The organism is Corynebacterium sp. KPL4035 (assembly GCF_037908325.1).
In the GTDB taxonomy this organism is placed as follows: domain Bacteria; phylum Actinomycetota; class Actinomycetes; order Mycobacteriales; family Mycobacteriaceae; genus Corynebacterium; species Corynebacterium kefirresidentii.
The window spans coordinates 80,765-105,592 of the sequence record NZ_JBBMGF010000003.1 but is presented as its reverse complement, the minus strand read 5'-3'; the positions used below and the strand labels follow the sequence as shown (position 1 = coordinate 105,592).

The 24,828-nt window shown below is 62.0% G+C and carries 25 protein-coding genes; 10 read left to right on the top strand and 15 right to left on the bottom strand.

All coding sequences use genetic code 11. The features are described 5' to 3' along the window. The first annotated feature begins 20 nt into the window (after positions 1-20). Positions 21-1,214 carry a D-alanyl-D-alanine carboxypeptidase family protein gene (locus tag WMP96_RS04095; protein ID WP_239205843.1) on the top strand — a complete coding sequence of 398 codons (1,194 nt, stop codon included), beginning with the start codon at positions 21-23 and terminating at the stop codon, positions 1,212-1,214. On the opposite strand, the gene WMP96_RS04090 is transcribed toward WMP96_RS04095, so the two are convergent. The 7 genes from WMP96_RS04090 to WMP96_RS04060 all read right to left on the bottom strand — a co-directional run bounded on the left by WMP96_RS04090 (position 1,177) and on the right by WMP96_RS04060 (position 7,912). Further along, on the bottom strand, positions 1,177-2,124 hold the full coding sequence (locus tag WMP96_RS04090) for an RDD family protein (protein WP_301716118.1): 948 nt from the start codon (positions 2,122-2,124) through the stop codon (positions 1,177-1,179). The two genes, WMP96_RS04095 and WMP96_RS04090, sit on opposite strands and share 38 nt — an antisense overlap. 55 nt (positions 2,125-2,179) lie before the next feature. Continuing rightward, the gene (locus WMP96_RS04085; RefSeq protein WP_023020664.1) at positions 2,180-3,259 is read right to left on the bottom strand and encodes a YhjD/YihY/BrkB family envelope integrity protein; all 1,080 of its coding nucleotides are present in this window, start codon (positions 3,257-3,259) and stop codon (positions 2,180-2,182) included. A 102-nt stretch (positions 3,260-3,361) separates the two neighbouring features. Next, positions 3,362-4,387 carry a tryptophan--tRNA ligase gene (gene trpS, locus WMP96_RS04080; RefSeq protein ID WP_340432194.1) on the bottom strand — a complete coding sequence of 342 codons (1,026 nt, stop codon included), beginning with the start codon at positions 4,385-4,387 and terminating at the stop codon, positions 3,362-3,364. A gap of 119 nt (positions 4,388-4,506) precedes the next feature. Beyond that, on the bottom strand, positions 4,507-4,698 hold the full coding sequence (locus tag WMP96_RS04075; protein ID WP_049383615.1) for a hypothetical protein: 192 nt from the start codon (positions 4,696-4,698) through the stop codon (positions 4,507-4,509). Between the two features lie 50 nt (positions 4,699-4,748). Continuing rightward, positions 4,749-5,720 carry a trimeric intracellular cation channel family protein gene (locus WMP96_RS04070; RefSeq protein WP_049378072.1) on the bottom strand — a complete coding sequence of 324 codons (972 nt, stop codon included), beginning with the start codon at positions 5,718-5,720 and terminating at the stop codon, positions 4,749-4,751. Beyond that, positions 5,720-6,637, bottom strand: coding sequence for an exodeoxyribonuclease III (locus tag WMP96_RS04065; protein ID WP_200288214.1), 918 nt, complete (start codon positions 6,635-6,637; stop codon positions 5,720-5,722). Before WMP96_RS04065 ends, WMP96_RS04070 begins: the two co-directional genes overlap by 1 nt. Positions 6,638-6,658: 21 nt before the next feature. Continuing rightward, positions 6,659-7,912, bottom strand: a complete 1,254-nt coding sequence (locus WMP96_RS04060) for an MFS transporter (protein WP_200288216.1) — start codon at positions 7,910-7,912, stop codon at positions 6,659-6,661. A gap of 215 nt (positions 7,913-8,127) precedes the next feature. On the opposite strand from WMP96_RS04060, the gene WMP96_RS04055 reads away from it, so the two are divergent. Continuing rightward, entirely contained in the window at positions 8,128-10,341 is a 2,214-nt protein-coding gene (locus WMP96_RS04055) for an NADP-dependent isocitrate dehydrogenase (RefSeq protein ID WP_340432193.1), read from the top strand. Positions 10,342-10,413: 72 nt separating this feature from the next. Here WMP96_RS04055 and pdxT read toward each other — a convergent pair whose 3' ends face one another. Further along, complete coding sequence (gene pdxT, locus WMP96_RS04050; protein ID WP_340432192.1) at positions 10,414-11,007, bottom strand: pyridoxal 5'-phosphate synthase glutaminase subunit PdxT; 594 nt, start codon at positions 11,005-11,007, stop codon at positions 10,414-10,416. Further along, entirely contained in the window at positions 11,001-11,903 is a 903-nt protein-coding gene (gene pdxS / locus WMP96_RS04045; RefSeq protein WP_023020656.1) for a pyridoxal 5'-phosphate synthase lyase subunit PdxS, read from the bottom strand. The genes pdxT and pdxS overlap by 7 nt, the downstream gene beginning before the upstream one ends. Positions 11,904-11,984: 81 nt before the next feature. Between pdxS and pdxR the strand changes: the two genes are divergently transcribed. The 4 genes from pdxR (at position 11,985) to metX (ending at position 16,043) form a co-directional block, all read left to right on the top strand. Continuing rightward, positions 11,985-13,289, top strand: a complete 1,305-nt coding sequence (gene pdxR / locus WMP96_RS04040) for a MocR-like pyridoxine biosynthesis transcription factor PdxR (RefSeq protein WP_340432191.1) — start codon at positions 11,985-11,987, stop codon at positions 13,287-13,289. A 37-nt stretch (positions 13,290-13,326) separates the two neighbouring features. After that, positions 13,327-13,488, top strand: coding sequence for a hypothetical protein (locus tag WMP96_RS04035; RefSeq protein ID WP_167371285.1), 162 nt, complete (start codon positions 13,327-13,329; stop codon positions 13,486-13,488). Between the two features lie 123 nt (positions 13,489-13,611). Next, positions 13,612-14,928: an O-acetylhomoserine/O-acetylserine sulfhydrylase gene (locus WMP96_RS04030; protein ID WP_248099795.1), complete on the top strand. Its 1,317-nt coding sequence runs from the start codon at positions 13,612-13,614 to the stop codon at positions 14,926-14,928. Then, on the top strand, positions 14,925-16,043 hold the full coding sequence (gene metX, locus WMP96_RS04025) for a homoserine O-acetyltransferase MetX (protein ID WP_049383606.1): 1,119 nt from the start codon (positions 14,925-14,927) through the stop codon (positions 16,041-16,043). The genes WMP96_RS04030 and metX overlap by 4 nt, the downstream gene beginning before the upstream one ends. Before the next feature lie 81 nt (positions 16,044-16,124). Here the strand turns inward: metX and WMP96_RS04020 are convergent, their stop codons facing one another. From WMP96_RS04020 to WMP96_RS04010, 3 genes are all read right to left on the bottom strand, one after another. Continuing rightward, entirely contained in the window at positions 16,125-17,105 is a 981-nt protein-coding gene (locus WMP96_RS04020; protein ID WP_340432190.1) for an HNH endonuclease signature motif containing protein, read from the bottom strand. 126 nt (positions 17,106-17,231) lie between these two features. Further along, entirely contained in the window at positions 17,232-17,546 is a 315-nt protein-coding gene (locus tag WMP96_RS04015) for a DUF3017 domain-containing protein (RefSeq protein ID WP_301716544.1), read from the bottom strand. After that, entirely contained in the window at positions 17,543-18,391 is an 849-nt protein-coding gene (locus WMP96_RS04010) for a bifunctional methylenetetrahydrofolate dehydrogenase/methenyltetrahydrofolate cyclohydrolase (RefSeq protein WP_023020649.1), read from the bottom strand. The genes WMP96_RS04015 and WMP96_RS04010 overlap by 4 nt, the downstream gene beginning before the upstream one ends. Before the next feature lie 23 nt (positions 18,392-18,414). Here WMP96_RS04010 and WMP96_RS04005 point away from each other — a divergent pair, with 23 nt between their 5' ends. After that, complete coding sequence (locus tag WMP96_RS04005) at positions 18,415-18,885, top strand: tRNA (cytidine(34)-2'-O)-methyltransferase (RefSeq protein WP_299136842.1); 471 nt, start codon at positions 18,415-18,417, stop codon at positions 18,883-18,885. Here WMP96_RS04005 and WMP96_RS04000 read toward each other — a convergent pair. Beyond that, positions 18,869-20,194 carry a PH domain-containing protein gene (locus WMP96_RS04000; RefSeq protein ID WP_301716543.1) on the bottom strand — a complete coding sequence of 442 codons (1,326 nt, stop codon included), beginning with the start codon at positions 20,192-20,194 and terminating at the stop codon, positions 18,869-18,871. The two genes, WMP96_RS04005 and WMP96_RS04000, sit on opposite strands and share 17 nt — an antisense overlap. Beyond that, positions 20,191-20,652, bottom strand: coding sequence for a PH domain-containing protein (locus tag WMP96_RS03995; RefSeq protein WP_340432189.1), 462 nt, complete (start codon positions 20,650-20,652; stop codon positions 20,191-20,193). The genes WMP96_RS04000 and WMP96_RS03995 overlap by 4 nt, the downstream gene beginning before the upstream one ends. An 87-nt stretch (positions 20,653-20,739) precedes the next feature. Here WMP96_RS03995 and WMP96_RS03990 point away from each other — a divergent pair, with 87 nt between their 5' ends. The 3 genes from WMP96_RS03990 to WMP96_RS03980 are packed head-to-tail and all read left to right on the top strand — an operon-like array spanning position 20,740 to position 21,692. Continuing rightward, a complete protein-coding gene (locus tag WMP96_RS03990; protein ID WP_080972300.1) occupies positions 20,740-20,889 on the top strand; it encodes a helix-turn-helix domain-containing protein in 150 nt (49 codons plus the stop codon). A gap of 42 nt (positions 20,890-20,931) precedes the next feature. Then, positions 20,932-21,195, top strand: coding sequence for a helix-turn-helix transcriptional regulator (locus WMP96_RS03985; RefSeq protein ID WP_023020645.1), 264 nt, complete (start codon positions 20,932-20,934; stop codon positions 21,193-21,195). Beyond that, positions 21,195-21,692: a hypothetical protein gene (locus tag WMP96_RS03980; RefSeq protein WP_301716541.1), complete on the top strand. Its 498-nt coding sequence runs from the start codon at positions 21,195-21,197 to the stop codon at positions 21,690-21,692. The genes WMP96_RS03985 and WMP96_RS03980 overlap by 1 nt, the downstream gene beginning before the upstream one ends. Here WMP96_RS03980 and WMP96_RS03975 read toward each other — a convergent pair. Further along, complete coding sequence (locus WMP96_RS03975; protein ID WP_340432188.1) at positions 21,689-24,808, bottom strand: error-prone DNA polymerase; 3,120 nt, start codon at positions 24,806-24,808, stop codon at positions 21,689-21,691. The genes WMP96_RS03980 and WMP96_RS03975 overlap by 4 nt on opposite strands. Positions 24,809-24,828: the final 20 nt, after the last annotated feature.

Sequence of the window (24,828 nt, the reverse complement as noted above, 5' to 3'; positions counted from 1 at the left end):
GGCCTAAGATGTGTCATGTCATGAAAAGAATTCTCGCTAGTTCTCTCACCGCCGTCTTGCTGAGCGGCCCACCGCTCGCGCTGGCGGAAGCGCCGACTACTCCTACCACCACGCGAACCACTGCCCCGGATACCGATAGGTGCCCCCACGCCGAGCGGCCGGAAAAGGCCACTACCACCTCGGAGCGGCTCGCCCCCGGGCAAGCCTCTCCCACCCCGCTGCCGCCGGTGGATAGCGATGAGGCCTGTGGCACTACCCTGCCTGCGGGGTTCCATGTGGACAAGGATGTAGTGGCCGCAGCATGGATGGTCTCCGATATCGATACCGGCGAGATTATCGCGATGAAGGACCCTAACGGCCGTTACCGGCCGGCCTCTATCATTAAGGCGCTGCTGGCGCTCGTGGTCATCGACGAACTGGATCTGCACAAGAAAGTCGAGGTAGGCGAAGAATCTGCACAGATTGACGGCTCTGCGGTGGGCATCGGTCCCGGTGGCAAGTACACGGTGGAGCAGCTCCTTGAGGGCTTGCTCATGGCTTCCGGCAACGATGCCGCGCACGCGCTGGCACAGGAATTGGGCGGCGACGAGGTCACTTTGCGCAAGGTCAATGACAAGGCGGCCGAGATTGGCACGAATTCCACCTTTGCGGCCAGCTATTCCGGGCTCGACGCCCCGGGGATGTCTACCTCGGCCGAGGATATTTCCCGCATTTACCGCGCGGCCTTCCATAACCCGACCTTTGCGCGCATTGTCGATACGGAGTCCGTGGATTTTCCCGGCTGGGGCGACTTTGATGGCTACCAATTAGGAAACGATAACGGTCTTTTCCTCAACGATCCGGACGGCATTGGTGGCAAGACGGGTTTTACCGATGATGCGCACCATACCTTCGTCGGTGCGCTCGATCGCCATGGTCGGCGCTTGCAGGCGGTCCTGCTCGATACCACCGTGGAGCACGGCCCGCGTGCCTGGGAACAGGCCCAAAAGCTTTTGTACGAGGCCTATAAGGTTTCCCCTGGGGATGGCGTAGGCCAGCTGCTTGCCGACGCCGACTCTCCTGCCTCCCCCGCACCCACACCTGCGCCCGATACCCAGGCACAATCTGCAAACTCCTCTTTAGCTGGGGTGCAGGGGTGGCTTGGCTGGGTCATCGCTGGCGCTGTAGCTTTGCTGGCTATTTGCGTGGGTGCTTTTTCACTACTTCGGCGTTAGCCCACTCATCGTGGGAGCCGCGGCGGTTATTTTTCTCCGTAATGGTGAAGGTGTGCACGCCGGCACCCACCCAGCTGGCGAAGGTACCAGGTCCCGGCACAATATTGACTAGGCGCCACCACTGACGCTTTGCGGACTGGGTGAGGCTAAGCCGCTCTTTGGTATCGACATCGCGCACTGTGTAGCCCATCAGCAGCTTGGCCGGGCTGGCGCCGAGCCAACACTCAGTGCCCAAAACGTAGAGCAGCAAAATGATGGCACCACCGATAAACGTCGAGAGCTCATCCACACCACCAGAAAGCAGCGCGCCGCCGAAGCTACCGCTGATGAGTGAGAAAAAGAATAGGTCCAAAATGGCCATTCCGATGCGCGCATCTTGACCGGCGCGCTGACTGATTTCAGGCGCTGGGTGTTGTAGCAGCGGTGCGGGGACGGCCGCGTTCGCCGTTGCCGGCGGGAATGGATTGTGCTGCGGGGCAAAGGGGTTGCGTGAATACGGCGACCCGTAAGGGCTAGCAGTCTGCGCAAATCGTGGTTCTTGGTGCGCTTGGTACCCCGGTCCTGCCGCCTGACCAGACTGAAAAAACTGAGCCTGCTGCGACTGCTGCGGCTGCTGCTGTTGCTGCGGCCGCGGGCTCCACTGGCCTATCGCGCCCAGCTGTCCCAAGTCACCCCACGTGGGGCGCAGACCCGCCTCACACGCCTTATCGTATTCCGCGCGCTTCGCAGCAGACCCCAAGACGCTGGCGGCGATGCGGAGCTGCGCACGCCGCGGGTCCTCGATGTCTTGACCTTGCTGCTCTAGCGACAAATCCTTGGACTCCAGTAAAACTAAGAGTTCCCGCTCGCCATCGCGGCGGTCTAGTCCCCACTCTTCATAAAGATTCGGTGCGATGTCATTGGCGTTCATAATGTTCTATCTTAAAGCCGAATAGCAGCGGCGTCCTCACCCCTTAGGAGGAGATTTACTTGCGGCGCAGCAAGCTAAACGCACCCACGGCCGCAGCACCCAAAGCAGCACCAATGCCAAAGGTCGCGCCTGCCGGTGCGCCCTCCTTGACCTCATTGCGCACGCGAATAACGGCTGGCTCTGGGACGGGCGGGTGCGCAAACTTCAGGGACTCGGCGGTGGTGGCGGTCCACGCAGAGATATACAGCACCACGCGCCAAATCAGGTACATGACCACCATGAGCACGATGACCGGACCGAAGACCGCGCCGGCCGGGCTGCCGGTAGCAGAAGACATGATGACCGTAGACAGCTGCTTGAGCAGCTCGAAAGCCACCGCACCGATGGCCGCACCGATGAGGCCAGATTTTTTCGGCACCTTGGTGCGCGGCAGGATCATAATCATCCACCACATGACGATGAAGTTAGCCAAGAGGCCCACTGCCAAGCCGACAAAGAAAATCACAAAATCCATGCCCGGGAAGGACTCGATGCCGACCTTCTCAAAAATCTTCTGGGTAAGACCAGAGGAACCGGCGGCAGTCACGCCAAAGGCGATGAGGAACGCCAGGATCAGGCCGATGAGACCTACCAAGTCAGAAAGCTTCTTCTTCAGGAAGGAACCGCCTTCGTTGGCGTCGATGCCCCACATAGCCGAGATGCCGATGCGCAGGTTATTCATCCAGCCCAGTCCGGACCACAGGGTGGTCAAACCACCGATACCAAACATGGCCCCGCGCTGCTCAATGGCCGTATCGAGAATCTCGTTGACCGTATCGCCCATATCGCCATCTAGCGAGCTGGTGATCTGGGACTGCAAGTCATTGAGCAAGTCCTCGCGATTAGCCAAGACGGCGGCGACGGTAGCCACGATCAGCATCGCGAGCGGGAAGATAGACAGCACCGAGTAATAGGTGATGCCGGCGGCAAATTGGTTTCCGCCTTCTGCACCATAGCGCTCGTTCATGCGCATCAGATGATCAACGAATCCGGACTTGGCGCGGATCTTATCTACCGCACCGGGATCGTCGGCATTGGCGCGTTCGATGCCGTAGTGGTCCGTCTTCTTCGAGGAGGATTGCGTGGTGGTAGGCACGTGCTTCCCTTCTTGCTCGCACAGTATTTATCCCACCTAGAGTAACTGGCAAATGCCCTGTTGTCCCTTTGTGGGGTGGAGCGCGGGGGAAGCAGCCTCCGGCTACTTGCGCCGGCGGGGAAGGAAGCCGACCTTTTCATAGACGTCGTCGACAAGCGGCTGGGCAATTTCTTGCGCCGTCTCTGCGCCCTTGGCCAGGATGCGCTCGAGCTCGCCGCGATCCGCCATCAGCTCATCAAAGCGTGCCTTGAGCGGAGTGGTAAATTCCTGCAGCGCATCTGCGGTATCGACCTTGAGGTGGCCATAGCCCTGGTCGGCGTACTTCTCCACCAAGGAATCGATGGATTCACCGGTCAGCGCGGACTGGATGACCAATAGGTTAGACACACCCGGCTGATTTTCGCGGTCAAAGGCTACCGAACCCAAGTCATCCGTCACGGCGGACTTAATGCGCTTAGCCGAGGTCTTCGGCGCATCCAAGAGGTTGACCAAACCCTTGGGGTTGGCTCCGGACTTAGACATCTTGGAGGTCGGCTCCTGCAGGTCATAAATCTTGGCCGCGCCCTCTGGGATAAACGGCTCGGGCACCTTGAAGGTATCGCCGTACTTATTGTTGAAGCGCTCGGCCAGGTTGCGGGTCAACTCCAGGTGCTGGCGCTGGTCTTCGCCCACGGGCACATAATCCGGCGAGTAGAGCAAAATATCTGCGGCCATGAGGATCGGGTAGGTAAATAGGCCCACCGAGGTGCGGTCCGATCCCTGCTTGGCGGACTTATCCTTGAACTGGGTCATGCGGGAGGCTTCACCAAAACCGGTCAGGCACTGAAAGACCCAGGTCAACTCCGTGTGCGCAGGCACGTGCGACTGGACAAAGAGCGTGGACTTGTCCGGGTCAATGCCTAGGGCAATAAGCTGGGCGGCACCCGCGATGGTGCGGTTGCGCAGCTCCTCGGGATTTTGCTCTACGGTTATCGCGTGCAGGTCAGGGATGAAGTAGAAGGCATCATAGCCGTCCTGCAGGTCAATCCACTGCTTCAGCGCTCCCAGGTAATTACCCAGGTGATAGGAATCAGCGGTGGGTTGGATACCGGACAGGACGCGGGAAACGGTGGATTTGTCTGCAGTCATGGTGCTTTATCCTACCCCCTAGCTCCGGCGCGCGGTCCACACCCTTCCCCCAGTAGTGTCCCTCCCGGATCGAAAAATTCCCCCCGCCCGGAGGGCAGAGGGAATGCGACGCAAAGATTTTAAATCTTGCGGGAGGTGGGGCTGACCACATCCATCAGGATGGCCCAACCGGAAACCATCAGCGCGCCGCCCACGCCCATGAGCACGATGGGGCCGAGGAAAGCGAAGGACGGACCAACAACGGTCCACCACCAGATGCTCAGGCCGAGGATTACAGCGCCGAGGACGAAAGAAATAATTGCGCGAGCCATGAACTTTCTCCGTTGCAGATTACTGATTTTTTGACCTGCCTATGGTAGCACTACTGCTTGTGTTTAGGCGCCTTGCGCTTGCCGACGTCCCCCTTATTGAAGCTCCACTGCTGCTCCACGTTTACTCCCCTCGCCCCTGGCGAGTGCCGGCCACTCGGCCGGGTAATCGATTGTTGCTTCGGGCGGCGCGCGATGCGGTTGCTGGAAATATCGTCGTAGTCCGCCCCCTCTGCCGCAGTAGAAAAAGCTCGTGTCTTGTTCTTAAACGGGCGGCTTAAAGGCCTAGTCAACGGACGCGTGATGGGGCTGGCGTATCGCGTGGCCGCGCCTGCCTTGCGCTTGGCCTTGCGGGCGCCATCGCGCACGATGCGCGCGGACAACCGCAAACGCGGGTCCATCTGCTGTTCGGCATCACGATATTCAAAGACGGGCAAGCCCTTCTTGAAGTAGATCGCGGCCAAGCGGGCAATAAAGCACACGGAGGCGGTGATGATCGCGGCCGGTTCTTCGGCCAAGCCGCCATGGTAGAGCGCCATAAAAAGCGCCGCGGCCAGCAGGGAAATGGCGGCATAATATTCGCCGGAAAAGACCAGCGGAATGCGATCTGAAAGCAGGTCACGCAGCACGCCACCAAAAACGCCGGAAATCACCGCAGACACCGAGGCAATAATGAACCCGTGGCCCAGGTGGACTGCGATTTGGGTGCCCAGCACCGAAAAGACCGCGAGCCCTAGGGCATCCAAGATGAGGAAGAGATGGCGGAAGTAGTGCATAAGGAAGGACATGCCCACCGTCACCACGGCCGCCACGATGACAATCACCAAATAAATGGGGTGCTCTACCCAGGTAAATGGAGGATCATCGAGGATCATATCGCGCACCGTGCCGCCGCCGAGCGCCGTCATGGAGGCGATCATGGTGACACCAAATAGGTCGAGTTTTTGGCGTCCAGCGGATAATGCGGCGGTCATAGACTCGGCGGTAATGCCGACTACGTAAAGGACGCTAAATAATGGCGTCATCAGCTGTACTCCACCACTAGTGGGGAATGGTCGGACCAGCGCTGCTCCACGGTGGGGGCCTTTTCCACCCAGGTGCGCTGCGCGCGCTCCAGCATCGGACGGGTAGCCGCCTGATAATCGATGCGCCACCCAGCGTTGTTATTAAAGGCCTGGCCGCGGTAGGTCCACCAGGTATAGGGGCCGTCTTCGTCCGGATGGAGGCGACGGGCTACGTCGAACCACTGTGGCTCTGTGGTTGGGGCCCACGGCTCGCCGCCGGCGTAGTCGACAACGCCCTGCCACTGCCCCAGGTTCTTCTTTTCCTGCGGCTCATCATCCGGGAACGCACCAAAGACGTGGTCCATGAAGGCGCGCTCTTCGGGCAGGTGGCCGGCCTTCTTTTCATTGGCCCTATTATTCTTCAGGTCCTGGGCGCGGTGGCAGATATTCCAATCGCCGCCTATCACCATCTCGGCCGGGCTGCCATCGGGGTTCGTGCGCGCTGAGTTATCCGCCAGAATGTCTTGGAACTCGTCCAAGAAGCGGTACTTTTCATCCAATTTCGGCGAACCCGTATCACCGGAAGGCAGGTACAGAGAAGCGACGCGAATATCGCGGGTGGTAGCGGCAATCCAGCGGCCGGCGTCGCTAAAGGAGCCGAAGCCCACTTCGACGTCGGCAAGCGGGGTGCGAGACAAGATGCCCACGCCGGCGCGGCCCTTTGCGGCGGCGTCGGCAAGAGCCAAATGCCAGCCCGCCTCCAGGGCCGGGGCCAAGGCTTTTTCGGCCTGCTGCGGGGTAGCGCGCACCTCTTGCATGAGCACGATATCGGCCGAAGTCGCCTCTAACCAGGCATTCATGCCGGGATTATTTTCATTGCGCTGCTTACACGCAGCGCGGATTCCGTTGACGTTAACGCTCGCGATGGTAAGGGTCATGCAACCAGCATATCGGTCCGTTTATGAATGGCGAGCAAGGCGCTTTTTATCCCACATCGTCGCAGCCCACACCAGGCAACCCGCAGCCGCCAGGCCGGCACCCGCCAGTGCCGGAGCGGAGTAGCCCCAGCCGGCACCCACCACGGCGCCACCAATGGTCGCACCCGCTGCATTCGCAATGTTCAACGCGGACTGGTTGAGTGCGGCGGCCAAAGTCTGGGCGTCGCCAGCCACATGCACCAAGCGCAGCTGCAGCGAAGGCACCAAGGTGGAGCCCATAAACGCTACGCAGCCAAAGCAAATCGTGGCCGGGATGGCGTGTCCGGAGAGGAAATAAAAGGCCGTCAAAATAACGATCAGGCAGGCCAAGGCAAAAATGATGCCAAACTCCAGGTTGCGGTCCGCCAGCCAGCCGCCGAAGGCATTGCCGATGGTCATGCCGATGCCATAGGCCATGAGCACGACCCAGATGAGGCTCTGATCCATGCCGGCAACCTCGGTCATGGTCCAAGAAATATAGGTATAGACGGAGAACATGCCGCCAAAGCCCACCACGCCCATGATGACGGTGAACCACACCTGGCTATTTTTAAACGCCCCAAACTCCGTGCGGATATCGGTCTGTTTCATCTCCGTCATGTGCGGCATCAGGAAAAACAACGCAATGGCGGTGATAATGCCCAGCGCCACAACCACAAGGTAGGCCGCCTGCCAGCCTAACGCGGAGCCAAGCGCCTGCGCGGCCGGCACCCCAATGACCGTGGCGATGGCCAGACCCATGCCTACGTAGGCCATGGCCTTGCCGCGGCCGCCTGGAGGCGCCATGGATGCGGCCGAAAGGTTCGCCACGGAGAAATAAGCACCGTGCGGCATACCCGCAATGAAGCGCGCCACCATGAGGATGGCGTAATTCGGTGCCACCACCGATAGCAGGTTTCCCACCACGAGGAATCCAATGAGCAGCAGGATCAAGCGACGGCGTGGGAGCTTGCCGGTAAAGGCCGCAATCAGCGGGGCACCGACCACCACGCCCATCGCGTAAATGGTGATGAGAGTCGAGGCGTTTTCTTCCGAAATGCCAAAATCATCCGCGATAAGCGGCAGCAGGCCCATCGACACGAACTCCGTAGTGCCAATGGCAAAGGCACCAAGCGCCATCGCCACCATGACAATAGCGCGGCGACCAGCGGTAATCTCCGTTTGTAAAGGCAACGGACGACGCCGAATGCGGGGTTCATGGGCGCTGCGCGGGCTTAGCTCGTCGATGATTTTCATGGAGAGTGAGGGTACACCCCGCGTTTATCTGCAGCATGCCCGCAGCGGGCGGCCGTGAATATCTCCACCCCGCCAGCCAGTGGGTGATGCTAACCACGCAACCCTTTTCAAGGGGCGCAAATGGGGGATCACTATCAGCAAACTGGCCCACATGCCGCCCACAAAATCGGTACTCTGGGCACTTGAGCAATTTTCCAACGTTAATTAGGAGAATCATGGCAAAGATTACGTGGACCCGTACCGATGAGGCGCCGCTGCTGGCGACCTACTCCCTCAAGCCCATCGTGGAGGCCTTCGCTTCTACTGCGGGCATTGACGTAGAAACCCGAGATATTTCGCTGGCCGCCCGCATCGCCGCGCAGTTCCCAGAGCGCCTGACCGAAGAGCAGAAGGTCGAAGACGCCTTGGCAGAGCTGGGCAAGATGGCCAAGACTCCGGAAGCAAATATCATCAAGCTGCCGAATATTTCCGCTTCCCTGGTGCAGCTGAAGAAGGCCATCGCGGAGCTGCAGGCTGCCGGCTACGACCTGCCTGATTACCCGGATAACCCTTCCACCGAGGAAGAAAAGGACATCGCTACCCGCTACGATTCCGTCAAGGGCTCCGCTGTTAACCCGGTGCTGCGTGAGGGCAACTCCGACCGCCGCGCACCGGAGGCCGTGAAGAACTTTGTCAAGAAGCACCCGCACCGCATGGGTGAGTGGTCCAAGGACTCCAAGACCAACGTTGCCACCATGGCGGACAACGACTTCCGCCACAATGAAAAGTCCGTCATCCTGGAAAACGAGGACACCTTGTCCATCGTCCTTAAGACCGCCGACGGCGAGCAGACCCTGCTGCCGGAGTTGCCGGTTCTCAAGGGCGAGGTCATCGACGGCACCTTCATGTCCGCCAAGGCTCTGGATGAGTTCCTCATCGCACAGGTCAAGCGCGCCAAGGAAGAGGGCGTGCTCTTTTCCACCCATCTGAAGGCCACCATGATGAAGGTCTCTGACCCCATCCTCTTCGGCCACGTCGTCCGCGCTTTCTTTGCTGATGTATATGACAAGTATGGCGAGGAGCTGCTGGCTGCCGGCCTCAACGGCGAGAACGGCTTGGGCGCTATCTACGAGGGCCTGAAGAACCTGGACAATGGCGAAGAAATCAAGGCCGCTTTCGATGCCGCGCTTTCCGACGGCCCCGACCTTGCCATGGTCAACTCCCACAAGGGCATCACCAACCTGCACGTGCCTTCCGACGTCATTATTGACGCCTCCATGCCCGCCATGATCCGTACCTCCGGCCACATGTGGAATAAGAACGACGAGGAGCAGGACACCCTCGCCGTCATTCCGGATTCCTCCTACGCTGGCGTGTACCAGGCTGTTATCGAGGACTGCAAGGAAAATGGTGCCTTCGACCCGACCACCATGGGTACCGTGCCGAACGTTGGCCTGATGGCGCAGAAGGCCGAGGAGTACGGCTCCCACAATAAGACCTTCAAGATCCCGGCCGCGGGCACTGTTGAGGTTCGCAACTCCCAGGGCGAGGTCCTCATCTCCCACGACGTGGAGGAAGGCGATATCTGGCGCGCCTGCCAGACCAAGGATGCCCCGATCCAGGACTGGGTCAAGCTCGCCGTCAACCGCGCTCGCCTGTCCGGCATGAAGACCATCTTCTGGCTCGACCCAGAGCGCGGCCACGACCGCAACATCAAGTCCCTAGTGGAGAAGTACCTTAAGGACCACGACACCGAGGGCCTAGACATCTCCATCGAGGACCCGGTAACCGCTACCAAGACCTCCATCGAGCGCATCCGCCGCGGCGAGGACACCATCTCCGTTACCGGCAACGTGCTGCGTGACTACAACACGGACCTCTTCCCCATCCTCGAGCTGGGCACCTCCGCCAAGATGCTATCTGTGGTTCCACTCATGGCAGGTGGCGGCCTCTTCGAGACCGGTGCCGGCGGCTCCGCCCCGAAGCACGTCCAGCAGGTAGAAGAAGAAAACCACCTGCGCTGGGATTCCCTCGGCGAGTTCCTGGCCCTGGCCGAGTCCTTCCGCCACGAAAAGCAGACCAACGGCAACGAGAAAGCCGGCGTCCTAGCCGCTACCTTGGACAAGGCCACCGAGCGCCTACTCAATGAGGGCAAGTCCCCGTCCCGCAAGGTAGGCGAAATCGACAACCGCGGTTCCCACTTCTTCCTGGCCACCTTCTGGGCCGAAGAGCTGGCTAACCAGACCGATGATGCAGATCTCGCCGCAGCCTTCAAGGACGTGGCTTCCCAGCTGTCCTCCCAGGCAGACGAGATCGCCCAGGCGCTTGTCGACGCCCAGGGCAACCCCGCCGACCTCGGCGGCTACTACTGGCCAAATGACGAGAAGACCTCTGCCGTCATGCGCCCAGTTGCTAGGTTCAACGAGATCATTGACGGACTGAAGAAGTAATTCTTCCCAGGCAAAAGCCGCCCCGCAGCGTTCATCAATTCGCTGCGGGGCGGCTTTGGTATGCGCGCAGATTTAGAAGTTATCGAGCCAGGCGGCGTGCACGCGAGCGTCGCCATTTTCTTCTGGGTGAAAGCTCAGCGCCGTCACGCGGCCTTGGCGCACGCCAACCACCGCATCACCGTTTTCACCCGGCGCCGTCGCGATGACCTCGACGCCCTCGCCTACGCGGGTGACCAGCGGTGCGCGGATAAAGCTCGCCTCAATCGGCAGCGACTGGTCTTTAGCAACGACCACGTCCACTGTCCGCTCGGCGGAAAAACGCTGGTTGCCAAAGGCATTGCGCCGCACCGTCACATCCAGCAGGCCCAAGGTCTGCTGGCCCGGCGCGGGGTTATCGAGCTCGCGGGCACAGTAGATGAGCCCAGCGCAGGTCGCGAGCACGGGCAGGCCTGCAGCTGCGGCGTCGCGCAGCGGCTTGGCCAGATCGAAGCTGCGCGCCAGCTTGTCGATGACACTCGACTCGCCGCCCGGAATCACCAGCCCGTCGAGCCCGTCCAGGTCCCGCGGCACCCGCACCCGGCGAGTAGCAACACCGAGCTCATCAAGAATGCGCAGGTGCTCCTCGACGCCGCCCTGCAGCGCCAGCACCCCAACGGTGGCTACCATCCGCGCTCAGCCAGGCGGTGCGGCGCGGGCACGTCGTTGACATTGATGCCCACCATGGCCTCGCCCAGGCCGCGGGAAAGCTTGGCTAGTTCGGCCGGCTGGTCGTAGAGGGTCGCCGCCTTGACGATGGCCTCCGCACGCTTGGCGGGCTCGCCGGACTTGAAGATGCCGGAGCCGACGAAGACGCCTTCGGCGCCCATCTGGCGGACAAGGGCGGCGTCGGCAGGCGTGGCCACGCCACCGGCGACAAAAAGCACAACCGGGAGCTTGCCGGTCTCCGCAACCTCTGCGACCAGGTCGTACGGTGCCTGCAGCTCCTTGGCCGCGACGTAGAGCTCATCGCGATCCAGGTGGCGCAGGCGGGCAATCTCGGCCTTAATCGTGCGCAGGTGCTTCACGGCCTCCGAGACATCGCCCGTGCCGGCCTCGCCCTTGGAACGAATCATGGCCGCACCCTCGGTGATGCGGCGCAGCGCCTCACCCAGGTTGGTCGCGCCACACACGAATGGCACGTCGAAGTCCCACTTATTGATGTGGTTGACATAATCGGCCGGGCTGAGCACCTCGGACTCATCGATGAAGTCCACGCCCAGCTCGCCGAGGATCTGAGCCTCCACAAAGTGGCCGATGCGGGCCTTGGCCATGACCGGGATGTCCACCGCTTCGACGATGCCCTCAATTAGCTCTGGATCCGACATGCGGGCCACCCCGCCCTGCGCACGAATATCGGCCGGCACACGCTCCAACGCCATAACTGCCGACGCACCCGCGTCCTCCGCAATGCGCGCCTGCTCCGGCGTGACGACGTCCATAATGACGCCGCCTTTCAACATATCGGCTAGTCCTCGCTTCACGCGCGTAGTGGCGCGTCCTTGTTCATTTACCTGTTCAGTCATAGGTCACATAGTGGCCCACACAATTGGTACAAGACAAGAGCCATTTTCAGCGTGTTGGATTAGACCACTTATGATGAAGGAGTGCCTCTCCGCCTCGATCCCTCTGATACGCGGCCGCTGCCCGTGCAAATCGCCGCGGCCCTGCGCACCCAGGTTGCCGCCGGCGTCCTCCTGCCCGGCGAGCGCGTTGCCTCCACCCGTACCTTAGCCACCCAGCTCGGCGTTTCCCGAGGCAGCGTAGTCACCGCCTACGAGCAACTCACGGCCGAGGGATACCTTACGGCCGAGGTTGGCTCCGGCACCGTCATCAACCCGCTGCTCCCCCACGCCCGGGCCCCGCGCCCGGAGCCGGCCCCCACACCGGCCGCCGAGCCCGAGCTGGTGTCACTGACGCCCGGACTGCCCGACACCGCGGGAATCCTCACCCCTGAATGGAGGGCCGCGTGGCGCGCTGCGGCCGTCGACCCCTCCGGCGACCTTCCCAGCGAGGTCGCCGCGCACCTGCGCCACATGCGCGGGCTTAACGTCGACCCAACCCGCATCCTCATCACGGCCGGTGCCCGCGATGGCCTTTCGGTACTCCTGCGCGCCCTCGGCCGCCCGCTGCGCGTGGGCGTGGAATCACCCGGCTACCCCAGCCTGCGCCGAGTCCCCCAGGCCCTCGGCCACACGCTGCTGGAAATCCCCACCGGCCGCGACGGCGTCACTGTTCCCACCGCCGACCTCGACGCCCTCATCGTCACCCCCAGCCATCAATATCCCTACGGCGGCTCCCTGCCTGCAGCCCGGCGCGCAGAGCTCGTCGAATGGGCCCGCGCACATGACGCCCTCCTCATCGAGGACGACTTCGACTCCGAGCTGCGCTACGTCGGCCAGCCACTTCCCGCCCTGGCCGCGCTCGCCCCAGAACACACCGTGCTACTCGGGACTTTTTCCTCCGTCATTTCCCCCTCGATTGCATGCGGTTACCTCGTCCTCCCGCCACGCTTGCGCCCGGCCGTGGACCGTGTGCGCGATATCTTCGGCCAACCCGTCGGCTCCATCCCCCAGGCCGCGCTCGCCCACTACCTTGCCAGCGGCGCTTTACGACGCCACACCGGCCGCATGCGCCGCACCTATAAACGCCGCCGCAACCTAGTGGCCGAAGCGCTTGGCTCCATCGATGGCACCCAGCTCCTTCCCATCCACGGTGGACTCCACGCGGTCCTACTGTGCGACCCGGCCGTTGTCCCCCGCGCCGCCGCCCGCGGCATCAAACTCACCCCGCTGCGCGATTATTGGGGCGGGGCCGAAGCTGAAGACGGCGTCGTACTCGGCTTCGGCCACCTCAGCGATACCGAGCTACGCGAAAGCCTTTCTGCAGTCGCGGCGGCTTTACAGGGGTGATACCGTAAAGCCCACGTTTATAAACGAAAGGTAATAGATGTCTTTAGGTCCGATTGAGCTCCTTCTCATCCTCGTTTTCGTCCTTATCCTCGCTGGAATTATCGCCCTCGTGGTCAAGCTCGTGCGCAATAGCAATGACACCCGCGCGAATACTAGCCGCATTGCTAATCAGCTCGAGGAGCACGACCGCCGCCACTAAGAAAGACACCCCACCAGACCAAGCGCCACACCGACCGCTTGGTCTATTTTTATTCTCACGGCTGCCAGCGCGTTTCTACAAAATCGTTCGCTATATATACCGCTTGGTCTAGTCTTGCCAAGCATGACGACGAAATACGATAACTCCAATTCCAACTGGTCCTTCGCTACCCGCTCTGTACACGCAGGCCAAAACCTCGACGGGCACCACAACGCCCGCAATGTGCCGATTTACCAGACCACCTCTTACGTTTTTAACGACGCCGAGCACGCGGCCAACCGCTTTAATCTTTCCGACGCCGGCCCCATCTACACCCGCCTGACCAACCCCACCCAGGACGCGCTGGAAGAACGCCTCGCTTCCCTCGAGGGCGGCGTCGCGGCCGTTGCCTTCGCTTCCGGCCAGGCCGCCGAAACCGCGGCCATTTTGAACCTCGCCTCGGCCGGCGACCACATCGTGACTTCCCCGCGTCTCTACGGCGGCACCTCTACCCTCTTTACCGTCACGCTCAAGCGCCTAGGCATCGACGTCACCCTCGTCGAGGACCCGGACGACCCGGCCTCCTGGCAAGATGCCGTACAACCAAATACCAAGGCATTCTATGGCGAGACCTTCGGCAACCCCGTGGCTGATGTCCTTGATATCCCGGCCATCGCCGAGGTTGCCCACAATAACCAGGTCCCGCTCATCGTGGATAACACCATCGCCACCGCCGCCCTCGCCCGGCCGCTGGACCTCGGCGCAGATATCGTCGTGGTCTCCACTACCAAGTTCTATACCGGCAATGGCTCGGCCGTCGGCGGCGCGATTATCGACGGCGGCTCCTTCGACTGGACCGTCACCCGCAACGGCGAGCCCGTATTCCCCTATTTCGTCACCCCGGATGAGGCCTACCACGGACTCAAATACGCCGACCTCGGCGCTTCGGCCTTCGCGCTCAAGGCCCGCGCTGGCCTGCTGCGCGATACCGGCGCCGCCATCTCCCCCTTCAACGCCTGGCTGACGCTGAATGGAATTGAGACGGTGGGACTGCGCGTCGAAAAGCACAATGCCAACGCCCAAGCCGTCGCCGAGTACCTGGAAGGCCACGCCAAGGTCACCAAGGTCAACTACGCCGGCCTCGACTCCTCGCCGTATAAGGCCACCAAGGAAAAGCTCGGCTATGCCTATACCGGCTCCGTGCTCTCCTTCGACATCGACGGCGGCCGCGAAGAAGCCTGGGCGTTTATCGACGCCCTCAAGCTCCACTCCAACCTCGCCAATATCGGCGATACCCGCTCCCTGGCCGTACATCCGGCAACCACCACGCACTCGCAATCCGATGAACCTGCGCTGGCAGCGGCCGGCATTACTCAATCCACTATCCGCCTGTCCGTGGGCATCGAGCACATCGATGACATCATCGCGGACCTCGAGCTGGGCTTTAACGCGCTGGCATGAAGCTAGTTAGCATCGGCGATTTTCACACCGAAGCCGGCGCCACGCTTGCCGACGCCCACATTGCCTACCACCGCTTCGGCCACCTTCTCGGCGATCCCCATGGCGCCAATAACGTCATCCTGGTCGAACACGCGCTAACCGGGGACTCGAATGTGGCCGAGTGGTGGGCCGACCTAGTAGGCCCCGGCAAGGCGCTGGATACGACGAAGTGGTGCATTATCGCTACCAATGCACTGGGCGGCTGCGCAGGCTCTACCGGCCCGGCTTCTCCGCACCCAGACGATGGCCGTGCTTGGGGTTCGCGTTTTCCCGCGCTTTCCGTGCGCGACCTCGTTGCGGCCGAGCGTGCCGCTTTGCATGAACTTGGCATCACCCACGTGCATGCCGTCATCGGCGGCTCAATGGGTGGCGCGCGCACGCTGGAGTGGACACTGATGCACCCCGATTTCCTCGACGCGGCCTGCGTCATCGCCGTATCGGCCCGCGCCTCCGCCTGGCAGATTGGCATCCAGTCGGCGCAGATCGCGGCCATCGAGCAAGATTCCTTCTGGCACGGCGGGGACTATTACGCATCCGCCCAGCGTCCGCGCGAGGGGCTGGCGGCCGCGCGCCGCATTGCGCACCTGACCTACCGCGGCGAACAAGAAATTGACGAGCGCTTCGGCGTTCAGGCACAGACCGGCGAGAACCCGCTCGGGCCTTACCGCCGCCGCGATAATCGCTTTGCCGTTAACTCCTACCTGGATTACCAAGGAATCAAGCTGGCCGACCGCTTCGATGCCGGCTCCTATGTCACTCTCACCGAGGCGCTCAACCGCCACGATATCGGCCGTGACCGCGGTGGGCTCAACCGCGCGCTGGGATCATCCAAGGTACCTACAATGGTCGTAGGAGTAGACACGGACATCTTGTACCCGTATCACCAGCAAGAACATATCTCGCGCAATCTGGGAAATCTATTGGCTATGGCCAAGGTGGTCTCCCCGGTAGGCCACGACGCCTTCCTTACCGAGTCACGCCAAATGGATCGCATACTGCGCAACTTCCTTAGACTTTCCCAGCCGGACCCACGCATTGATGCAGCGGCAGGCGATCCCACCGAGTACTCGATTTAAAAAACTCGCGGCAGCAAGGATCGCCAAAGCCGCGCAGCGCGCACTATGCGCTGCGCTGGGGCGGCGAAGGGACGAAGCGGCTCAGCGATCGTCGGGTGGCTTCGCCCAAGGCGGGCGCCACACGATGCCTTCTCTAGGACGGCGCTCGAGCCGGCCGCGACGCGGCGGCGCATTCGGGTCATCGTCGTTCACAGCATTGTGATACTTGCACGCGATGGTGAGGTTTTCGGGATTCGTATCGCCGCCGAGCAGCCACGGGGTGAGATGGTGGACCTGGCATTCATCCGCCGGCGTGTGGCAGTCGGGCCACGGGCACACCGGGTTTTCTGCCATCGCCATTTGGCGTTGCTTCCAAGTAGCCAAGCGTCGCGATTGATAGAGGTTTACGGGACCGGTGACGGGGTGGATGAGGGTGATAAAGCCGACGTCGGCAAGCGCGCGGCGGACAAGATCCGCACCAGATATCTGCGCGCCATTGGTCAGCTGCAAGGTGACGTCCTCGCCGTGGGTGACCTTCACCATCTCATTCAGGTTAAGCACCACATTGGTGGTGATTGTGGAGGTAGAGGCGCCTTCGGCGAAGACGCGACGGGCATCGGCGACGGTGGAGACGTGGTTATTAATTTCTGCAACCAACTCGGACTCGGCGGTAATTGTCAGGGTCCACAGGTCATCGCGGCGGCGGGTTAAGCGCACGCCTTCGGAGCGCTTGGTGGTGCGCTCCTCGCGCACCATGCGGCGGGCGCACTTTTCAATCTCGCTGGTGGAAAGGCGCAGGGCGCAAAGTGCCTCGCGCAGTGCCCAAGCCGCCCGCTGGGTTTTCATCTTCTGCGCGAAGTGCTCGATAATTTTCAGCGCGTCGAGCGGCAGCGAAGTGCGGCGGGCGGCGCGCTGTTTAGCGCCAAAGGAGGTGCGGCCGAAGTAAGTATCGGCCAGGCGGGCAAACTCGGCGGCCTCGCGATCACTAAAGCCCTTATCGACGAGCTCTTCTACCGACAGCCCAACGCACTCCCCGATGAGCACCATCGGGGAGTTCACGGCAGCCAGGTAGTTCGAAATCATGGCCCCGAGCCTAAACCGGCCGCGCAACCCAGCGCGCGGAGGCGGGCGGTTACCTGTGGATAACCGGCCGAACCACATCCTTTCAGGCCGAAATAGGTGAAGGCTCTACGAAAAACCTGTGGATAACTAGCTACCGAGCGAGTCCACAGAAAAGGCCAGAAAGGCCATCACGGCGCCGACTAAGCCGGTGAAGCAGGCGTCAAAGCGGCGCGAGCGTACGGCCAGCACGCCGACGCGGCTGGAATCACACGTCAGTCGGACCACGGTGAGCCACAGCAAGGCCAGGCCGAGGAGGAACGTGGCCCGGCGCCAGTATTCGAAGACAGCATAGCCGCCGGAGATAACCACGCCGGCCACGAAGATGCCAATTGCTGCCCACTGCGCGGTAGGCGGCAGTGGGGAGGGCGCGAGCTCGGCGTCGTGCGGATTATCTAGATTCACGCCAACTTTTCCGCGCGTTCGACGATATTGCGTACCAGGAAGGCACGGGTCAGCGGGCCGACGCCACCTGGGTTCGGAGAGACGAACCCGGCCTTATCCCAGCAATCTGGGTGAATGTCGCCGGTGAGCTTGCCGTCGACGCGGGAGACTCCGACGTCGAGAAGCGCGGCGCCTTCCTTAATCATGTCCGCGGTGAGCATGTGGGGCTGGCCGGCGGCGGCAATGACGATATCGGCCTCGCGGGTCTCAGCGGCCAAGTCCTTGGTGCCGGTGTGGCACAGCGTGACGGTGGAGTTCTCGCTGCGGCGGGTAAGCATCAGGCCGATGGGGCGGCCTACGGTAACACCACGGCCGATGACCACGGTCTTGGCGCCGTTGAGCTCGACGCCGAAGCGGCGCAGCAGATGCAGGCAGCCGTTCGGGGTGCACGGCAAGGGCGCCTCCTCGTTGAGCACGAGCTTGCCCAGGTTGACTGGGTGCAGGCCATCGGCATCCTTGGCGGGGTCAATGCGCTCGAGGATGGCGTTTTCATCCAGGTGCTTAGGCAGCGGCAACTGGACGATGTAGCCGGTGCAGGCATCATCGGCGTTGAGCTCATCGATGACGGCTTCTAGTTCTTCCTGGGTGATATCGGCCGGCAGGTCCTTGCGGATGGAGTTGATGCCAAGCTTTTCACAGTCACGATGTTTCATCTTCACATAGGATTGGGAGCCCGGATCCTCACCTACGAGGACGGTCGCCAGGCCAGGGGTAATCCCCTTCTCCTTCAGCGCGGACACGCGCTGGGCAAGGTCGGAAAAAATCTCGTCGCGGTACAGTGTGCCATCTAGTTTGGTAGCGCTCATAGCCACCATCCTAGACTGAAGGCATGAGCCAGCTGCACATTGTCTTTGATAACCCAGTCATCCCTACTAATACGGGCAACGCGATTCGCACGGCCGCGGTGACGGGTGCGAGCCTGCACCTGATTGAGCCACTGGGTTTCAATTTCGACGATAAGCACTTAAAGCGCGCCGGTCTGGATTATCACGATTTGGCCGATGTGCAGATTCACAAGGACTTCCAGGCCTGCATGGATGCGCTGCCGGGCGCGCGCGTCTTCGCGTTTACCACGCATACGGATAAGTGGTTTACGGATATCGAATACCAAGAAGGCGATGTCCTACTCTTTGGCACGGAGCCGACCGGCCTGCCGGAGGAGCATATTAACCATCCGCGCATAACGGACCGCGTGCGCATTCCGATGGTGCCTGCCAGGCGCTCGATGAACCTGTCGAATTCGGCGTCGACGGCCGTATTCGAGGCTTGGCGCCAGCTGGGCTTTAACGGGGCGGTTTAAGTCCCGGCAGTTGGCGGGAGCGCAGCTGGGTAAGGAGTGTGGCGGCGTCGGCAAGCGTGAGGTTGCGCGCGTCCATGCGCACGGGGCCCTGGACTAGGTCGAGGCCGACGGTGGCTAGGCCGAGCGCCTGGGAAATCGGCCCGCGGCGGTAGGTCAGCTCCTGGATATGGGAGGTGTGGATGGCCTTGACGCGGCGATTGAGCCGGCCGTTGCGCACTATGACGTAGCCGTCGGTAAGCGCCACGGTTTGTTGACGGTAGTCCAGCGGGGAAACCCACTTGGCACGGGCCGGCGAGGCGTAGGTGGGCGCGGCGTCGGCCGGCAGGAATTGCCGGGCTTGGGCGAGGGTGCCCACCGGCAGGATGCGGGTGGAACCAGAAGCCTTTCCGCTTGCCGACGCCCCATACCCCGCCACCGAGACCCGTACCTCGTACCAGCCCAGCGGCCGCCAGAGGAACGGCTGGGTTATCTGTACGGCGTGGATGCGGTCGAGGCGAATGCTTTGGCGGCGGCGATCGGCCAGGCCGTAGGTGATGTTGAGGACCTCGCCGTCGGTGCGGGCGGTATAACGCCAGGAAGAATCGAGCACGTTCCAGGCATTGGGCAGCGCGCCGACGAGGATGGGCAGCGCGGTCGAGAGCGGCAGCCGCGTAACCACAACGAGGATAAGGAAGCCGACGAGGAAAAGCGTGGACGTGCGCAACGCGGCAGCAATAAGGGAGCGGGCGATGGGGATCTCGGGCACGAGAGCTGGTTCCTCGGCCGTTTCTTCAGCCGATTCCTCGGCCGGCGCCTCGGTTTGGGAGGTGGGAGCGCCGTGAACGCGGGCGAGGATGTCATCACGGAGGGCCTCGGCGTCAGACTTTTTGAGGTAGGCGATTTCGATGACAGATGATTGGCCGCCTGCGGTTTCCACCCGCACGGCCGCAAGACGAAAGAGGCGGGCGATGACGGGTTCCACGACGTCAACGGCCTGGGTGCGGTCATAGCGCGCGGTGCGCAATTGGACAGATAAGAGGCCGCGGCGCAGGGAAAGCTCTTCCGCGCCGAGCTGATAACCCATGCGGCGCCACCATAGGCCGGAGGCGAGCCACACCACCGCGCAGACCGCGATGAAACCGGCGAGGGCAAGGGCGGTATCACGCAAGGCCTCGCCGCGGTGTTCGCCGGTAATAAAGGCAAAGATATCGCGCAGGGCCTCCATGTTGGCGTTGAGGGCGAAGCCCGCGATGAGGGCCAGGATGACCGACCACAGACGCAACAGTGGGGTAAGGCGGTGGACGCGACGGAAGCTCGGCTGGGGGCTCATAGGCTGCTCATCCGTTCGCGGGCTTGGTGGGCAAGGCGGGTGCGGAGGGCGTCGGCAAGCGGGGCTTCTAGGCCTTTGATGGTGGCATCCGTGCTGGCCGAAGCCGTGTGGAGCTGCAGCTTTTTCAGCCCGAGGGCGCGATCGATGGGCCCGGAGGTGACGTCGACGAATTGGATGCGGCCGTAGGGCACGACGGTGAAGGTGTACCAGAGCTTGCCGCGGGTGATAAGCAGCTCGTCGTCGGTTTCGAGCCAACCCATATTGCGCACTTGAGCGGGAATGAGCCAGAGCAGCCAGAAGAAAAGACCGACGAAGATACCGGCCGCCCAGTAGAACCACGGGGTCCACCAAAACCCCGCTGCAGCGGCGGCCGCGGCGAGCAGAAACATCCAGCTCAAATGGTGGATATAGCGCGAGGTCACCAGCCGCGGCGAGACGGGATTCATTTCTTCGCTCATAGTTATTGACAGTAACAATCAGGAGAAGCCCTTGGGCAACTTACCGTTTCCTTAACGGAAAACCATTGGTACCCTCGTCAGCTCGGCATCGATTGGTGGGCCATCCAGCGCGGCATCACTCCAGTTAATCTCTCCGTTCTGAAGAATAATCGGGCCAAGGCCGTACGCTTTAGCACTCTGGCAGCATTATGCGCGGCGCTGGACTGCCAGCCAGGGGATATCTTCGGCGTCGAGTAGCAACCCTTGCCAGGGTGTTAGGTTTATGCAATACTTTGACTTATGTCCCCAAAGAAGAAGCCCTCCGCACCCATTTATAACCGGGTTCGTGTGCTGCGCGCCGAGCGGGACATGTCGCGCGCACAGTTGGCCGAGGCCATCGACGTCAACCCTCAGACCGTCGGCGCGCTTGAGCGCGGCGACCACTCGCCCAGCCTGGACTTAGCCTTCCGCGTCTGTGAGGTCTTTGACCTCCCCGTGGAGGCTATTTTTTCCCGCCAGGAATTTTCCCCCATGTCCACTGAAATCTACAGGAAGAATTCCTAATGGCTAACACGATTCCCGCCTCCGTTTCTCGCCGCAAGCGCCTTGTCCTGGCCGGCGATATTTTCCTCGGCCTGGCTATCGTGGCTGCGGCCCTGCACTTCTTCACGCTCAGCTTGTCTAACTTGCTATGGCCGATTGCCGGTATCGCGGCCACCATCTACACCACGTCGCTCCGGCAGTCCATCCGTCGCCTCGATGAACCCACCACGGAGATGGATGAGTACGAACTGCGCCTGCATACCGACGCCCGCGACACAGGGCTTAAGACCGCAGTGGTTATTTCTATAGTGCTCTTCCTCGTCGCCGTCACCACCGCATTCGGCCTGCGCTTTCTCGGGGCGGAGCAGGTTGCAGTGGAGGAGGCGACCTCGGGGGCTAGTATCGCCATCTTCTTTGCCAAGCTCATCTACACCCAACTGCTGTGGATCCCTTTTGCGGTAGCCAAAGAATTGGCCAATAAACTCAACGCAGACGAGCTGCGCAGCGGAGGCAACTAGCGGAAATCGCGGGAGCCGCGGGAGAGGAATTCGCCAAAGTCCAGCGGCTCGAGCTTGTCCGCGACCACGCTGACCGCCCCGGTGGCGTTTTGCACGATGCCGCGGATGATCATTGCGCGGGCGGTGCGGGCCAGGACCCTATGCCGCGACCACAATCCGGGCGAAACCATCACGTTCATCAGGCCGGTTTCATCCTCCACGCCCAAAAAGGTCAAGCCAGACGCAGTACGCGGGCGCTGGCGGTGGGTAATAATGCCGGCGATGCGCACGCGGGTGCCATCGGGAACATGGGGAAGTTGGGAAGCAGGCAGGACGTCGGCAAGCGAGGCACGCACCAGCTCCATGGGCTGCTGGTTATGGGTCACGCCGGTGGAAGCGACGTCGGTAGCCATAAGCTCGAAGGCGGACATACCGGGCAGGTGCGGTGCAGCCAGCGCGGAAGTGCCAGGCAGCATGCCTTCGCGCTCGGTGGCGGCAACGCCGGCCTGCCACAGCGCTTGCCGACGATCCAACCCCAGACACTCCAATGCCCCAGCCGTGGCCAGCGCTTCCACCTGCTCCACGCTGAGATCCGCCCGGCGCGAAAGATCGGACACGCTAGTAAAAGGCGCGGCCGCCTCCACGCGCTCGGCGGCGGACTCCCCCAGCCCCTTGATGAGGTTCAGGCCCAACCGAATCTCGCCCGACCTTGTCGCCCGGGCCTGCGCACCAGAATCATTGATACTCACCGGCAGCACCCGCACACCGTGGCGCCGGGCATCTTGGATGAGCGACTGCGGGGAATAAAAGCCCATCGGCTGCGCGCGCAGCAGGCCCACGCAGAATTCCGCCGGGTAGTGGTATTTAAACCACGCAGAGAAATACACCAGCGAGGCAAAGGACTGCGAGTGCGATTCGGGGAAGCCATAGGCGGCAAAGGCCACGATTTTGGTCCAGAGCTTATCGGCTACCTCGCCCTCGATGCCATTGGTCTCGCGCAGACCAGCATAGAAGCGGCTGCGCAGCGCGTCCATCTTTTCCGGGGAACGTTTCGACCCCATGGCGCGGCGTAGGTCATCGGCCTCGGCGCCGGAAAAACCTGCCGCGTCTACGGCAATCTGCATCAGCTGTTCTTGGAAAAGCGGGATGCCCAGGGTTTTGCCCAGGGATTTCTCCAACACGGGATGGTCATAGGTGACCTCCTCCAAGCCATCGCGGCGGCGCAGGTAGGGATGCACGGATCCGCCTTGGATGGGGCCGGGGCGGATGAGTGCGACCTCCACCACGAGATCAAAAAAGCGGCGCGGCTTCAGGCGCGGCAACGTGGCTAGTTGCGCGCGAGATTCCACCTGGAAGACACCCACCGCATCGGCGCGGCAGAGCATGTCATAGACTTCCGGCTCGGCGAGGTCGAGCTCCCACAAGTGCACCTCGCGGCCGGTGGTAGCGCGCACGGCGTCAATCATGTGGTGCAGCGCCTCCAACATGCCAAGGCCGAGCAGGTCGAATTTCACTAGGCCGGCGGCCGCACAATCGTCCTTATCCCATTGCAGCACGGAGCGGTTTTCCATGCGGGCCCATTCCATCGGCACGACGTCCGCGATGGGGCGGTCACACAGCACCATGCCGCCGGAGTGGATTCCTAGGTGGCGGGGCTGGCCGAGGAATTGCTCAGCCAGTGAGGAAACATCGGCAGGCGGCTCGGAGGTACCCTTCGACCACGCATCGGCCGAGCCCTGCGGATACCCCAGCGCGCGGGCGGCATCGCGGGTCGCGCCCTTGCGGCGATAGGTAATGACATTGGCCACCTGTGCTGCGCGTTCCCGGCCGTGGGTGCGATAGACATACTGGATTACCTCCTCGCGGCGGCCGGACTCAATATCAATATCAATATCGGGCGGGCCATCGCGGTCCGGGGAAAGGAAGCGCTCAAAAAGCAGCTGCGCGGAGATAGGCTCGGCGTTGGTAATGCCCAGCGCGAAGCACACCGCAGAGTTAGCGGCCGAGCCGCGGCCCTGGCACAAAATATTCTCGCGCCGGCAAAAATCCACCAGGTCGCACACAATCAGGAAGTAGCCGGGAAAGCCCAGCTGCTTGATGACGCCCAACTCATGCCTAATCTGCTTCCTGGCCGCCTGCCTAATCTCGGCCGGGCGCGAGGCATAACGCTCCTTGGCACGGCGCCAGACCTCGCGTTCTAGCCAGCTCATCTCGGTGTGCCCCTCCGGAACGGGAAAGTGCGGCAGGTTCGGGGCAAGCGCGTCCCAGGTAAAGGAACATTCGCGGGCCAGTGCCACGGTCTCGGCGATAAGCTCCGGCCGGTCAGGTAAAAGTTGTGCCATCTGCTCACCGGATCGTAGCCAGCCGGCGCCCATGGGGTGGGCGTGCGGCGCAGCGGCCGCGAGGGATTCGCGCCGGGCTAGGGCTCGTTTGGCGGCGGCGAGCCGAGCCTGATCACGGGTCGCCGCCGCAGGCCGTGCGGTTGCGATGGCCCGCAAGTTATTGTATTTATCGAGGAAACGGTGCCGATCCGCGTCTTCAGGGGACATGCTGCACGAATATTCGAGAACTATGCTGTCTATTTTTATTCTTTCGAGCAGGTTATCGATTTCTGCTAACGCTTCCGACCCCACCAGGAAGAAGCACTCCCCTTCCAGCTCGCGCGCCACCTCATCTAGTGGCGGATAATCCACCCGATCCTTCTCCCCAGCCTCCATCCGGGCGCGCGCAATAAGGCGCGACAACCGGCGATAGCCTTCCGGGGTGCGCGCCAGCACGGTCACCGGCGCTTCCGCGAGCGATAGTTCCGCGCCATATACGGCCGGGAGATTCGCTTTAGCAGCAGCTTCAGCGAATTTCATCAGCCCATAAAAGCCATCGCGGTCCACAATGGCCAGCCCCTCGAGCCCCAGCTCCATAGCCCGGCCAACCAGCTCTTCCGGCTCAGCAGCACCGTCAAGAAAACTATACGAACTTACCGCGTGCAACTCCGCAAAAGGGACGGCGGAATGGCCGCGCTGAGCAGAATCGGCTGGCCCATGAAGGTGATTAACCGGCACGGGTACGGCAGATTCGCGACCGGAGAGGATGCGCTCCACCCGCGACCACGACAGTGCTTTTCCGCCATTAAATTCCACTCCACACAGCGTAATATCGA

Coding starts and splice junctions, on each gene's coding strand:
- WMP96_RS04095 (WP_239205843.1), top strand. CDS start 21: ATGAAAAGAATTCTCGCTAGTTCTCTCACCGCCGTCTTGCTGAGCGGC.
- WMP96_RS04090 (WP_301716118.1), bottom strand. CDS start 2,124: ATGAACGCCAATGACATCGCACCGAATCTTTATGAAGAGTGGGGACTA.
- trpS (WP_340432194.1), bottom strand. CDS start 4,387: ATGACTGCAGACAAATCCACCGTTTCCCGCGTCCTGTCCGGTATCCAA.
- WMP96_RS04075 (WP_049383615.1), bottom strand. CDS start 4,698: ATGGCTCGCGCAATTATTTCTTTCGTCCTCGGCGCTGTAATCCTCGGC.
- WMP96_RS04070 (WP_049378072.1), bottom strand. CDS start 5,720: ATGACGCCATTATTTAGCGTCCTTTACGTAGTCGGCATTACCGCCGAG.
- WMP96_RS04065 (WP_200288214.1), bottom strand. CDS start 6,637: ATGACCCTTACCATCGCGAGCGTTAACGTCAACGGAATCCGCGCTGCG.
- WMP96_RS04060 (WP_200288216.1), bottom strand. CDS start 7,912: ATGAAAATCATCGACGAGCTAAGCCCGCGCAGCGCCCATGAACCCCGC.
- WMP96_RS04055 (WP_340432193.1), top strand. CDS start 8,128: ATGGCAAAGATTACGTGGACCCGTACCGATGAGGCGCCGCTGCTGGCG.
- pdxT (WP_340432192.1), bottom strand. CDS start 11,007: ATGGTAGCCACCGTTGGGGTGCTGGCGCTGCAGGGCGGCGTCGAGGAG.
- pdxS (WP_023020656.1), bottom strand. CDS start 11,903: ATGACTGAACAGGTAAATGAACAAGGACGCGCCACTACGCGCGTGAAG.
- WMP96_RS04035 (WP_167371285.1), top strand. CDS start 13,327: ATGTCTTTAGGTCCGATTGAGCTCCTTCTCATCCTCGTTTTCGTCCTT.
- WMP96_RS04030 (WP_248099795.1), top strand. CDS start 13,612: ATGACGACGAAATACGATAACTCCAATTCCAACTGGTCCTTCGCTACC.
- metX (WP_049383606.1), top strand. CDS start 14,925: ATGAAGCTAGTTAGCATCGGCGATTTTCACACCGAAGCCGGCGCCACG.
- WMP96_RS04020 (WP_340432190.1), bottom strand. CDS start 17,105: ATGATTTCGAACTACCTGGCTGCCGTGAACTCCCCGATGGTGCTCATC.
- WMP96_RS04010 (WP_023020649.1), bottom strand. CDS start 18,391: ATGAGCGCTACCAAACTAGATGGCACACTGTACCGCGACGAGATTTTT.
- WMP96_RS04005 (WP_299136842.1), top strand. CDS start 18,415: ATGAGCCAGCTGCACATTGTCTTTGATAACCCAGTCATCCCTACTAAT.
- WMP96_RS04000 (WP_301716543.1), bottom strand. CDS start 20,194: ATGAGCCCCCAGCCGAGCTTCCGTCGCGTCCACCGCCTTACCCCACTG.
- WMP96_RS03995 (WP_340432189.1), bottom strand. CDS start 20,652: ATGAGCGAAGAAATGAATCCCGTCTCGCCGCGGCTGGTGACCTCGCGC.
- WMP96_RS03985 (WP_023020645.1), top strand. CDS start 20,932: ATGTCCCCAAAGAAGAAGCCCTCCGCACCCATTTATAACCGGGTTCGT.
- WMP96_RS03980 (WP_301716541.1), top strand. CDS start 21,195: ATGGCTAACACGATTCCCGCCTCCGTTTCTCGCCGCAAGCGCCTTGTC.